Source organism: Streptomyces sp. NPDC032126, from assembly GCF_055580085.1.
Genome location: NZ_JBVIMA010000004.1, coordinates 587,233 through 599,993 on the forward strand (window position 1 = coordinate 587,233; position 12,761 = coordinate 599,993).

8 protein-coding genes are annotated in these 12,761 nt (G+C 71.0%); 7 read left to right on the forward strand and 1 reads right to left on the reverse strand.

Annotated elements, in window-relative coordinates; translation table 11 throughout:
* The first annotated feature begins 374 nt into the window (after positions 1 to 374).
* The 6 genes from nsdA (at position 375) to ftsH (ending at position 10,105) form a co-directional block, all read left to right on the forward strand.
* A complete protein-coding gene (nsdA, locus tag ACZ5NW_RS19050) occupies positions 375 to 1,865 on the forward strand; it encodes a transcriptional repressor NsdA (RefSeq protein ID WP_468744983.1) in 1,491 nt (496 codons plus the stop codon).
* Positions 1,866 to 2,191: 326 nt separating this feature from the next.
* Positions 2,192 to 3,535, forward strand: a complete 1,344-nt coding sequence (locus tag ACZ5NW_RS19055; protein WP_468744984.1) for an ammonium transporter — start codon at positions 2,192 to 2,194, stop codon at positions 3,533 to 3,535.
* A complete protein-coding gene (locus tag ACZ5NW_RS19060; protein WP_003997576.1) occupies positions 3,532 to 3,870 on the forward strand; it encodes a P-II family nitrogen regulator in 339 nt (112 codons plus the stop codon). Before ACZ5NW_RS19055 ends, ACZ5NW_RS19060 begins: the two co-directional genes overlap by 4 nt.
* Before the next feature lie 26 nt (positions 3,871 to 3,896).
* Positions 3,897 to 6,353, forward strand: coding sequence for a [protein-PII] uridylyltransferase (locus ACZ5NW_RS19065; protein ID WP_468744985.1), 2,457 nt, complete (start codon positions 3,897 to 3,899; stop codon positions 6,351 to 6,353).
* Positions 6,354 to 6,482: 129 nt separating this feature from the next.
* On the forward strand, positions 6,483 to 8,030 hold the full coding sequence (ffh, locus tag ACZ5NW_RS19070; protein ID WP_468744986.1) for a signal recognition particle protein: 1,548 nt from the start codon (positions 6,483 to 6,485) through the stop codon (positions 8,028 to 8,030).
* A 134-nt stretch (positions 8,031 to 8,164) separates the two neighbouring features.
* Positions 8,165 to 10,105, forward strand: a complete 1,941-nt coding sequence (ftsH, locus tag ACZ5NW_RS19075) for an ATP-dependent zinc metalloprotease FtsH (protein WP_468744987.1) — start codon at positions 8,165 to 8,167, stop codon at positions 10,103 to 10,105.
* 13 nt (positions 10,106 to 10,118) lie between these two features.
* Here ftsH and ACZ5NW_RS19080 read toward each other — a convergent pair whose 3' ends face one another.
* Complete coding sequence (locus ACZ5NW_RS19080) at positions 10,119 to 10,979, reverse strand: SAM-dependent methyltransferase (RefSeq protein WP_468744988.1); 861 nt, start codon at positions 10,977 to 10,979, stop codon at positions 10,119 to 10,121.
* A gap of 203 nt (positions 10,980 to 11,182) precedes the next feature.
* Here ACZ5NW_RS19080 and proS point away from each other — a divergent pair, with 203 nt between their 5' ends.
* Positions 11,183 to 12,595, forward strand: a complete 1,413-nt coding sequence (proS, locus tag ACZ5NW_RS19085) for a proline--tRNA ligase (protein WP_468744989.1) — start codon at positions 11,183 to 11,185, stop codon at positions 12,593 to 12,595.
* The last annotated feature ends 166 nt before the right edge of the window (positions 12,596 to 12,761 follow it).

Here is a 12,761-nt window from a genome sequence, read left to right on the forward strand (position 1 = left end):
AAGGACGGCGCCCTGAAGCGCTCCGGGTGGTGCGGTCCGCGATGCGCGCCCCTGGGTGCATCGCTCCATCCATTCCCGGCCGGTCAATGTCAAGTGAATCGCGTGAAGGCCGTCGTGAGTTCATTCGAAGGGGTGGCGAATGGTGGCGTTTCCGGGATCGCCATGGCTGGACCCGTGATCGTGGGATTACTTTGGGTGCACGAGTCCTGAGTGCACATGCCGCTCGTGGGTATGCCGGAGGCAACTCGGCTTCCCGTTCGAAGGGTGAGAACCGCGGGACGGGAAGCGGCCGTCAGCGGCATTCTGGTAAGGCTTGGCCCACTCAAGACTCGGCGCACTCAGCGTCGAGTGGTCTCAGGGATGGGGGCGTTCCAGTGAGCGGCAACGACGGTAGCGGGACGAACGCTGCGAGCGCCGACAAGCGCCTCAACGAACTCCTCACGTCGTGGTTCGTGCGCAGCGGCTGGTCGAAGGGCGAACTGGCCCGCCAGGTCAACCGCCGCGCCCGCCAGCTGGGCGCCAACCACATCTCCACCGACACCTCCCGCGTCCGCCGCTGGCTGGACGGCGAGAACCCCCGAGAACCCATCCCCAGGATCCTGTCCGAGCTGTTCTCCGAGCGGTTCGGCTGTGTCGTCTCCGTCGAGGACCTCGGTCTGCGCACCGCACGGCAGTCGCCCTCCGCCACCGGTGTCGACCTGCCCTGGACGGGCCCCCAGACGGTGGCCCTGCTCAGCGAGTTCTCGCGCAGTGACCTCATGCTGGCGCGGCGCGGCTTCCTCGGGAGCTCGCTGGCCCTGTCCGCGGGCCCGGCCCTGATCGAGCCCATGCAGCGCTGGCTCGTCCCCACCCCGCCCAACCCGCACCAGGAGCCCGAGCGCCCGCTGCCCACCAGCCGCGCCCGCGGCCGCCTCTCCCGGCCCGAGCTGGACCTGCTGGAGTCCACCACCGTGATGTTCCGGCAGTGGGACGCCCAGTGCGGCGGCGGCCTGCGCCGCAAGGCCGTCGTCGGCCAGCTGCACGAGGTCACCGACCTCCTCCAGGAGCCCCAGCCCGAGGCCACCGCCAGGAGGCTCTTCAAGGTCGCCGCCGAGCTCGCCGAACTGGCCGGCTGGATGTCGTACGACGTGGGACTCCAGCCCACCGCCCAGAAGTACTTCGTCCTCGCCCTGCACGCCGCCAAGGAGGCAGGCGACCGCCCGCTCGGCTCGTACATCCTCTCCAACATGAGCCGCCAGATGATCCACCTCGGGCGGCCCGAGGACGCCCTGGAGCTGATCCACCTCGCGCAGTACGGCAGCCGGGACTGCGCGAGCCCGCGCACCCAGTCCATGCTGTATGCGATGGAGGCCCGCGCCTACGCCAACATGGGCCAGCCCAGCCGCTGCAAGCGAGCCGTGCGGATGGCCGAGGACACCTTCGCCGACGCCGAGGACTGGGACGAGCCGGACCCCGACTGGATCCGCTTCTTCTCCGAGGCCGAGCTCTACGGTGAGAACTCCCACTCCTACCGCGACCTCGCCTATGTCGCCGGCCGCAGCCCCACCTACGCGTCCCTCGCCGAACCCCTCATGCGCAAGGCCGTCCAGCTGTTCGCCCAGGAGGGCGGCGACTACCAGCGGTCCTACGCCCTCAATCTGATCGGCATGGCCACCGTCCACCTGCTGCGCCGCGAACCCGAACAGGGCGCCCTGCTCGCCACCGAGGCCATGCGCGCGGCCAAGAAGGTCCGTTCCGAACGCGTCAACACTCGTATCCGAAAGACCGTCGACACCGCCGTACGCGATTTCGGCGACCTCACCGAGATCGTCGACCTCACCGACCGGCTCGCCGTGGAACTGCCCGAGACCGCCGAAGCGGTCTGACGGCCCGGCGAAAGCACACAGCCCCGGCCGCGGCCGGCCCTCCCGAACTGCCCGACTCGGCTCCCCCATGCCAGGTCATCGGAAGGCCGCCCGCGGCCGGTTTTTTCCCTTCATCGAAGGTTGCGCCACGATAACGATCGTGCCGCCGCAGATCCGGCGATTCACCGACGCGTAACACGCAAGGCGCCTTCGTCACCGCCGCGAAACAACGAGGGGCTTCCATCGAAACCGCGCTGCGTCAATCTCATGGCGCATAACCGGCCCACCCCTCAAACACCGCTCAGGCTCTGCCCGCACGGGGCCGTACCAACGACGAGGAGACGCCGATGGCACCAGCCATCACGCTTGCCGCGGAGGCACCCAAGCTGTCTGCCGCCAACACAGGCTTCATGCTCATCTGTTCCGCCCTGGTGCTGATCATGACCCCGGGTCTGGCCTTCTTCTACGGAGGCATGGTCCGGGTCAAGAGCACTCTCAACATGCTGATGATGAGCTTCATCAGCATGGGCATCGTCACCATTCTCTGGGTGCTCTACGGCTTCTCCCTCGCCTTCGGTACGAAAAACAGCCTCATCGGCTGGAACTCCGACTGGTTCGGCCTCAGCAACGTCGGGCTGACGGAGCTCTGGGACGGTTACACCATCCCGATCTTCGTCTTCATGGTCTTCCAGATGATGTTCGCCATCATCACCCCGGCCCTGATAAGCGGTGCCATCGCCGACCGCGTCAAGTTCTCGGCGTGGGCGCTCTTCGTCGCCCTGTGGCTGACGATCGTCTACGTCCCGGTCGCCCACTGGGTCTGGGGCGCCGACGGCTGGGCCTTCAAGCTCGGTGTGATCGACTTCGCCGGTGGTACCGCGGTCCACATCAACGCCGGTGCCGGCGCCCTCGGCGTGATCCTGGTCATCGGCAAGCGCGTCGGCTTCAAGAAGGACCCGATGCGCCCGCACAGCCTCCCGCTGGTCATGCTCGGCGCCGGTCTGCTGTGGTTCGGCTGGTTCGGCTTCAACGCCGGCTCGTGGCTCGGCAACGACGACGGCGTCGGCGCGCTGATGTTCGTCAACACGCAGGTCGCCACCGCCGCCGCCATGCTGGCCTGGCTCGCCTACGAGAAGATCCGCCACGGCGCGTTCACCACGCTGGGCGCCGCCTCCGGCGCGGTCGCCGGTCTGGTCGCGATCACCCCGTCCGGCGGCGCGGTCTCCCCGCTCGGCGCGATCGCCGTCGGCGCCATCGCCGGTGTCGCCTGCGCCGCGGCCGTGGGCCTGAAGTACAAGTTCGGCTACGACGACTCCCTCGACGTCGTCGGCGTCCACATGGTCGGCGGCATCATCGGCTCCCTGCTCATCGGCTTCTTCGCCACCGGCAAGGGCCAGTCGACCGCGACGGGCGTCTTCTACGGCGACCACTCGTGGACCCAGCTGTGGAAGCAGTTCGCCGGTGTCGGCGCGGTCCTCGGCTACTCCCTGGTCGCCTCCGCGGTCCTCGCCTTCCTCCTCGACAAGACCATCGGTATGCGCGTCACCGAGGACGAGGAGATCTCCGGCATCGACCAGGCCGAGCACGCCGAGACCGCCTACGACTTCAGCGGTGCCGGCGGCGGCGCCGCCCGTACGACCGCCGTCCCGGCCCCGGTGGCCGACACCGCAGCCAAGAAGGTGGACGCATGAAGCTCATCACCGCAGTGGTCAAGCCCCACCGCCTGGACGAGATCAAGGAAGCCCTTCAGGCCTTCGGCGTCCACGGCCTGACGGTCACCGAGGCCAGCGGTTACGGTCGTCAGCGGGGACACACCGAGGTCTACCGCGGCGCCGAGTACACCGTCGACCTCGTCCCCAAGATCCGCATAGAGGTACTGGCCGAGGACGACGACGCCGAGCAGCTGATCGACGTCATCGTCAAGGCGGCCCGAACCGGCAAGATCGGTGACGGCAAGGTCTGGTCCCTCCCGGTCGAGACGGCCGTACGGGTCCGCACCGGCGAGCGCGGCCCGGACGCGCTCTGACGGCACAGAAGAACAGGAGTCGCTGGGTGACGAGTACGGACGTGCGGAACGAAGCAGAGGACTCGGGACCCAGCGGCTACGCGGCGGCCCGGCTGCGCCTCCTCACCGAGGGGGCGCGGTCCGGGCCGCCGCGCCGTACCGCCCTCTCCGAGCTCACCGACGACTGGCTCGCGGGCCTGTTCACCGCGGGCAGCGAGGAACTGCGGGGCGTCTCACTCGTCGCCGTCGGCGGCTACGGCCGCGGCGAACTGTCCCCGCGCAGCGACCTCGACCTCCTGCTGCTGCACGACGGCAGCGACCCCAAGGCCGTCGCCGCCCTCGCCGACCGCCTCTGGTACCCCGTCTGGGACCTGGGCCTGGCCCTCGACCACTCCGTGCGCACCCCGGCGGAGGCCCGCCGGACGGCGGGGGAGGACCTCAAGGTCCACCTCGGCCTGCTGGACGCCCGCCATCTGGCCGGCGACCTGGGACTGACGGCCGGCCTGCGCACCGCCGTCCTCGCCGACTGGCGCAACCAGGCCCCCAAACGCCTGCCCGAACTCCAGGAGCTCTGCGCCGAACGCGCCGAGCGCCAGGGCGAATTGCAGTACCTGCTGGAACCGGACCTCAAGGAGGCCCGGGGCGGACTCAGGGACGCCACCGCACTGCGCGCCGTCGCCGCCTCCTGGCTGGCCGACGCGCCCCGCGAGGGCCTCGCCGACGCCCGCCGCCGCCTCCTCGACGTCCGTGACGCCCTGCACCTGGCGACGGGGCGGGCCACCGACCGGCTCGCGCTCCAGGAACAGGACCAGGTCGCCGCCGAGCTGGGCCTGCTGGACGCCGACACGCTCCTGCGGCAGGTCTACGAGGCCGCGCGGGTCATCTCGTACGCCAGCGATGTCACTTGGCGCGAAGTGGGGCGCGTGCTGCGTTCGCGCGCCGTGCGGCCACGTCTGCGCGCCATGCTGGGCGGCGGCAAGCCCGTCGCGGAACGGTCCCCGCTGGCCGAAGGCGTCGTCGAGATGGACGGCGAGGTGGTGCTCGCCCGCGCCGCACGCCCCGACCGCGACCCCGTACTCCCCCTGCGCGCCGCGGCTGCCGCAGCACAGGCCGGCCTCCCGCTCTCCCTGCACGCCGTACGGCACCTCGCCGCCACCGCGCGCCCCCTGCCCGCGCCCTGGCCCGCCGAGGCCCGCGAACAGCTCGTCACCCTGCTCGGCTCCGGCCGGCCCACCATCGAGGTCTGGGAGGCGCTGGAGGCCGAGGGCCTGATCACCCGTCTGCTGCCCGACTGGGAGCGGGTCCGCTGCCGCCCCCAGCGCAACGCCGTGCACGTCTGGACCGTCGACCGGCACCTCATCGAGACCGCCGTGCGGGCCTCCGAGTTCACCCGCCGCGTCAGCCGCCCCGACCTGCTGCTGGTCGCCGCCCTCCTGCACGACATCGGCAAGGGCTGGCCCGGCGACCACTCCGTGGCCGGCGAGATCATCGCCAAGGACGTGGCCGCCCGCATCGGCTTCGACCGCGCGGACGTGGCCGTGCTGTCCACCCTCGTACGGCACCACCTGCTCCTCGTCGACACCGCCACCCGGCGCGACCTGGAGGACCCCGCCACCGTGCGGTCGGTCGCCGAGGCGGTCGGCACCCAGAGCACACTGGAACTGCTGCACGCGCTGACCGAGGCGGACGCGCTGGCCACCGGCCCGGCCGCCTGGTCGTCGTGGCGCGGCTCCCTCGTGGCCGACCTCGTCCGCCGCGTCGCCGCGGTCCTCGCCGGCGACGGCCTCGACGCACCCGAGGACACCGCACCCACCGCCGAACAGGAGCGGCTCGCCATCGAGGCGTTCCGCACGGGCGGGCCGGTGCTCGCGCTGCGCGCCCAGACCGAACCGCCCGCCGGGGCGGAGGGCGAGCCCGCCGGGGAACCCGAGCCGCTCGGCGTGGAACTGCTCATCGCCGTCCCCGACCAGCCCGGGGTGCTGCCCGCCGTGGCCGGTGTCCTCGCCATGCACCGCCTCACCGTCCGTACGGCGGAGCTGCGCGCCCTGCGCCTGCCCCACGACGTCGACCAGGGCTCCGTGCTGCTGCTGGAGTGGCGGGTCGCGGCGGAGTACGGCTCCCTGCCCCAGGCGACCCGCCTGCGCGCCGACCTCGTACGGGCCCTCGACGGCTCGCTGGACATCGCGAGCCGCCTGGCGGAGCGGGACGCGGCGTACCCGCGACGGCGCGGCTGGGTCGCCCCTCCCGCACGGGTGACGGTGGCCCCGGCGGCCTCCCGGCACGCGACGGTGATCGAGGTACGCGCCCAGGACGCCCCCGGGCTGCTCTTCCGCATCGGCCGGGCGCTGGAGGACGCGGGGGTACGGGTGCGCAGCGCCCATGTCAGCACCCTCGGCGCCAACGCGGTCGACGCCTTCTACGTGACCCAGCCCCAGGGCACCCCTCTGGCGAGCGACGAGGCGACGACCGTGGCCCGCAAACTGGAGGAGACCCTGCGGGCGTGACCGCGCGGTCGTGTCTGCGGGTGTTCGTCCCCGTCCGCTGACTGCAGCGGGCGGGGACGATTTGCTTGCGCGGCCGGATACCCTGGAGGGCAGCCCAAAACGACCCCGACTCCGAGGACCGACGCCACCGTGTTCGATACCCTCTCCGACCGCCTCAGCGCGACATTCAAAAACCTCCGCGGCAAGGGCAGGTTGTCCGAGGCGGACATCGACGCCACGGCGCGCGAGATCCGTATCGCACTCCTCGAAGCCGACGTGGCGCTGCCCGTCGTCCGGACGTTCATCAAGAACGTCAAGGAGCGTGCCCTCGGTGCCGACGTGTCCAAGGCGCTGAACCCCGCCCAGCAGGTGCTCAAGATCGTCAACGACGAGCTGGTCACCATCCTCGGCGGTGAGACGCGGCGCCTGCGCTTCGCCAAGCAGCCGCCCACCGTGATCATGCTGGCCGGTCTCCAGGGTGCCGGTAAGACCACCCTCGCGGGCAAGCTGGGCCGCTGGCTGAAGGAGCAGGGCCACTCGCCGCTGCTCGTCGCCGCCGACCTCCAGCGCCCCAACGCCGTCAACCAGCTGAGCGTCGTCGCCGAGCGCGCCGGCGTGGCCGTCTTCGCGCCGCAGCCGGGCAACGGCGTCGGTGACCCCGTCCAGGTCGCCAAGGACTCCATCGACTTCGCGAAGTCCAAGGTCCACGACATCGTCATCGTCGACACCGCCGGCCGCCTCGGCATCGACCAGGAGATGATGCAGCAGGCCGCGGACATCAGGGACGCGGTCCGCCCCGACGAGATCCTCTTCGTCGTCGACGCCATGATCGGCCAGGACGCCGTCAACACGGCCGAGGCCTTCCGTGACGGCGTCGGCTTCGACGGCGTGGTGCTGTCCAAGCTCGACGGCGACGCGCGCGGTGGTGCCGCCCTGTCGATCCGGCAGATCACCGGCAAGCCGATCATGTTCGCGTCGAACGGCGAGAAGCTCGACGACTTCGACGCGTTCCACCCGGACCGGATGGCCTCCCGCATCCTCGACATGGGTGACCTGCTCACCCTGATCGAGCAGGCGGAGAAGACGTTCAGCCAGGAAGAGGCCCAGAAGATGGCCTCCAAGCTGGCGTCGAAGAAGGGCCAGGACTTCACCCTGGACGACTTCCTGTCCCAGATGGAACAGGTCAGGAAGATGGGCAGCATCAGCAAGCTGCTCGGCATGCTGCCCGGCATGGGGCAGATCAAGGACCAGATCAACAACCTCGACGAGCGGGACGTCGACCGCACCGCCGCGATCATCAAGTCGATGACCCCGGCCGAGCGCCAGGACCCGACGATCATCAACGGCTCGCGCCGCGCCCGTATCGCCCGAGGTTCCGGTGTCGAGGTCAGCGCGGTCAAGGGCCTGGTCGAGCGGTTCTTCGAGGCCCGCAAGATGATGTCGCGCATGGCCCAGGGCGGCGGTATGCCCGGCATGCCGGGGATCCCGGGCATGGGCGGCGGCCCCGGCCGGCAGAAGAAGCAGCCCAAGCAGGCCAAGGGCAAGCAGCGCTCCGGCAACCCGATGAAGCGCAAGCAGCAGGAGCTGGAGGAGGCGCGGCGCCGCGAGGCGGCCGCTCAGGGCGGTGCCCTGGGTCTGCCGCAGCAGGGCGGCCAGGACTTCGAGCTGCCGGACGAGTTCAAGAAGTTCATGGGCTGAGTCCAAGAAAGTTCATGGGCCGCGTGCCGCGGCACGTTCCTGAAGACGTCGGTGAGGGCGCCCTTCCGCTCTGGAGGGGCGCCCTTGGCGTCGGTGCGGGTGCCGGTGACTGGTCCGTGTCGTAACGTCCCGATATGACCAACCCCGCGCCGCCGCGCAAGTCGCCGGACCAGCCCTGGCGCACCGAGGGCACGCCCGAGGAACCGCCCAAGCCGCCACCCGGCGGACGGCGGATGCGCGGTGGCTGGTGGAGCCTGATCCTGACCGCGCTGATCGTGTTCCTGATCGCCAATCTGGTGCTGTCGTTCTTCAACGAGGGCGACGAGCCGACGATCTCGTACACGGAGTTCAGCAAGCAGGTCGACGCCGGCAACGTCACGAAGATCTACTCCAAGGGCGACGCGATCCAGGGCGAGCTGAAGAAGAAGCAGGACAAGCCCGGGGGCGACGGCACCTACACGAAGTTCAAGACGCAGCGCCCGGCCTTCGCGGACGACCAGCTGTGGGCGGATCTGACCAGGCACGACGTCACCGTGACGGCGGAGCCGGTCGTCCAGCACCGCAGTTTTCTCGCCAATCTGCTGATCTCCCTGGCGCCGATGCTGCTGCTGATCGCGGTCTGGGTGTTCATCGCGCGCCGGATGCGGGCGGGGATGGGCGGCGCCGGTGGGATGCTCGGCCGCAAGGAGCCGCCGAAGCCGGTCGAGCTGGTGCCGGGGGAGAAGCGCACCACGTTCGAGGACGTCGCCGGCATCGACGAGGTCGAGGGCGAGCTGAACGACGTGGTCGACTTCCTGAAGAACCCGGACGCCTATCGCAGGATGGGCGCCAAGATGCCCCGGGGCGTGCTGCTGGCGGGCCCGCCCGGCACCGGGAAGACGCTGCTCGCGCGGGCGGTGGCGGGGGAGGCGGGGGTGCCGTTCTTCTCGGCGTCCGCGTCGGAGTTCATCGAGATGATCGTCGGGGTCGGCGCGTCACGCGTGCGTGAGCTGTTCGCGGAGGCCCGCAAGGTGGCTCCGTCGATCATCTTCATCGACGAGATCGACACCATCGGCCGGGCGCGGGCCGGCGGCTCGGGCGTGGGCGGCCACGACGAGCGCGAGCAGACGCTCAACCAGATCCTGACCGAGATGGACGGCTTCTCCGGCGCGGAGGGCGTGATCGTGCTGGCCGCGACCAACCGCGCGGACATCCTCGACCCGGCGCTGACCCGTCCCGGCCGCTTCGACCGGGTGGTGAACGTCTCGCCGCCCGACCGTGGCGGCCGGGAGGCGATCCTGGCGATCCACACCCGCGACATCCCGCTCGCCGCGGGCGTCGACCTGGCCCAGGTGGCGCGGACGACCCCGGGGATGACGGGTGCGGAACTGGCCAATCTCGCGAACGAGGCGGCCCTGCTCGCGGTGAAGCGCGGCCAGGAGCGGGTCACGCAGTCGGATCTGTCGGAGGCGTTGGAGAAGGTCCAGCTGGGTGCGGAACGGCCGCTGGTGATGCCGCGGGAGGAGCGGCGCAGGACGGCGTACCACGAGAGCGGGCACGCCCTGCTGGGGATGCTCCAGCCGGGCGCCGACCCGGTCCGCAAGATCACCATCGTGCCGCGCGGACGGGCGCTCGGCGTGACGCTGTCGACGCCCGAGTCGGATCGGTACGCGTACACCGAGGAGTACCTGCGGGGCCGGATCATCGGCGCGCTCGGCGGGATGGCGGCGGAGCAGGTCGTCTACGGCGTGGTCACGACCGGCGCGGAGAACGACCTGGAGCAGGTCACCGGCATCGCGCGCGGGATGGTGGCCCGGTGGGGCATGAGCGAGCGCGTCGGCCGGCTCTCCGCGCTGCCCACCGACGCCCAGCAGGCGTACGGGCTCGCGGCCGCCCCGCAGACGCTCGACGTGATCGACGGCGAGATGCGGCGGATCGTCGACGAGTGCTACGAGGAGGCGTGCCGCAAGCTGCGCGACCACCGCGACCAACTGGACGCCCTCGCCCACGCGTTGCTGGAGAACGAGACGCTGGAGGAGGCGGAGGCGTACCGGATCGCGGGAGTCCACCGACCGGCCAAGGACACGGACGGCTGACGGCTGACGGAGGCTACGGCACGCGCGCGATGAGGTAGCGGAACACATTGGGCATCCACACCGTGCCGTCGGGCCGTTGGTAGGGGTGGAGCGCCTCGGTGAGTTCCTTGTCCACCTGGGCCTGGTCGGTCGCGGCGGCGGCCGCGTCGAACAGTCCGGTCGACAGCAGCCCGCGTACCGCGCTGTCGGTGCCGACGTAGCCGAAGGGACAGGCGACCCGTCCGGAGCCGTCCGGCCGCAGCCCGGCCCGCTGGGCGACGTCCTCCAGGTCGTCGCGCAGGGCCGGCCGCCAGGAGCCCGGGGTGCGCAGGGGGTCGGCGAGCCTCGTGGCCACGCGCAGCACGGACACGGTGGCGCAGCGCTCCGGCGGCCCCCAGCCGACGAGGACGACGGGCGAGCCGCGCTCGGCGCGCGGGCCGACGGCCGTGAGCTGCTCGGCCAGCCGGTCCGCGTCCCCGGCACGGCAGCCGACGGGTTCGAAGGCGGTCACCAGGTTGTACGGGGGACGGTCGGCGTCGGCCGTGTCCTCGGGCGGGCCGCCCAGGAGCCGGGTCCGCGTCCCCGTGTGAGGATCGTGCGGTTCGGGCAGCAGCCGCTCACGGGCGAGGGCGAGCCGCGCCGGGTGGGCGGGCTCGACGCCGGTGAGGGCCGCCGCGCCTCTGGTGGCCGCCAGGAGCAGAGCGAGCCCGGAACCGCAGCCGAGGCCGAGCAGCCGGGTGCCGCGGCCCACTTCCAGTCGCTCGTAGACGGCCTCGTAGAGCGGGACCAGCATCCGCTCCTGGATCTCGGACCAGTCACGCGCGCGTGCACCGTGGTCCACGCGGGGATGCGGTCCCGCGTGTGCCGGATGCTGACGCACGAGCGTAGGTGTCATGGATAAGCGCCCCAATCCGCCGAGAGAGGGAGAGAGTTCGCCAGCGGAGGTGCCGGCCCCCGTGCGGTCCGCTCGCGCTCCCCCTATGCCAGGTAACTCCCCGGTCGCGGTGGCGTCCAGAGGTCGCGGGGCCCAGCTTGGGGTGTCCGGGCGCTGGTGGCGAGAATTCACCTCCCGGCAACACGGGCCCGTACCATCGCGCCATGGCAAAGGCACCCATTCTCACGCCCCGCGCGGAGGATTTCCCGCGCTGGTACCAGGATCTGATCGCCAAGGCGGAGCTGGCCGACAACGGCCCGGTGCGCGGCACCATGGTGATCCGACCGTACGGGTACGGGCTGTGGGAGCGGATGCAGGCGGAGATGGACGCCCGCATCAAGGCGACCGGCACCCAGAACGCCTACTTCCCGCTGCTGATCCCGCAGTCGTATCTGACGCGCGAGGCGGATCACGTCGAGGGTTTCGCGCCCGAACTGGCGGTCGTGACGCATGGCGGCGGCAAGGAGCTGGAGGAGCCGGCGGTGGTCCGGCCCACCTCGGAGATGATCGTCAACGACTACTTCGCGAAGTGGGTGCAGAGCTACCGCGATCTGCCGCTGCTGATCAACCAGTGGGCGAACGTGGTGCGTTGGGAGCTGCGGCCGCGTCTCTTCCTGCGCACGACGGAGTTCCTGTGGCAGGAGGGACACACGGCGCACGCGACGTACGAGGACGCGCGTGACTTCGCCGCGCACATCCATCGCGAGGTGTACGAGGACTTCATGGTGAACGTCCTCGCGATGGACGTCGTACCGGGCCGCAAGACGGTCAGGGAGCGGTTCGCGGGGGCCGTCAACACCCTGACCCTGGAAGGGATGATGGGCGACGGCAAGGCCCTCCAGATGGCCACCAGCCATGAGCTGGGCCAGAACTTCGCCCGGGCGTTCAACACCTCGTACCTGTCGAAGGACGGCACGCAGGAGCTGGTCTGGCAGACCTCGTGGGGTTCGACGACCCGCATGATCGGCGCGCTGGTGATGATGCACGGCGACGACGCCGGACTGCGGGTCCCGCCGAGGCTGGCGCAGACCCAGGCCGTGGTTCTGGCGATCAAGGGCGACGACGCGGTTCTGGCCAAGGTCCGCGAGGTCGGTGAGCGGTTGCGGGCGGCCGGCGTCCGGGTGCGGGTGGACGACCGCACGGACGTGCCGTTCGGGCGCCGCGCGGTCGACTGGGAGCTCAAGGGCGTGCCGGTGCGCGTCGAGATCGGACCGCGCGACCTGGAGAACGGCACGGCGATGCTGGTCCGCCGTATCCCGGGAGGCAAGGAGCCGGTGGCCCTGGACGCCCTGGCCGCGCTGCTGCCGGGGATCCTGGAGGAGGACCAGGCGCTGCTGCTGCGGCAGTCCCGTGAGCGCCGTGAGTCCCGTACGGCCGAGGTGTCGACGATCGAGGAGGCCGTGGAGGCCGCCAGTGACGGCTGGGCGCGGATTCCGTGGTCGAAGCTCGGCCCGGACGGCGAGGCCCGGCTGGCCGAGCACTCGGTGACCGTACGGTGTCTGGTCGCGGAGGACGGGTCGGTGCCGGACGACGGTGACGCACCCGGTAACGTCGCCCTCGTGGCACGCGCTTACTGAGACGGCGCCCGGGTGACGGGAGAGCGGCCGAAACGCCTCTTGCGCCCCTGAGGAAGACTCATACCCCGGCGCGCGCAGATCGCGTACGCGCCGGTGCGTATGAGGACTACGCACCAGCTTGGGATGAGCTGTGCGGCTTCTCCGCAGATCAGCGCACCCGCCCTCG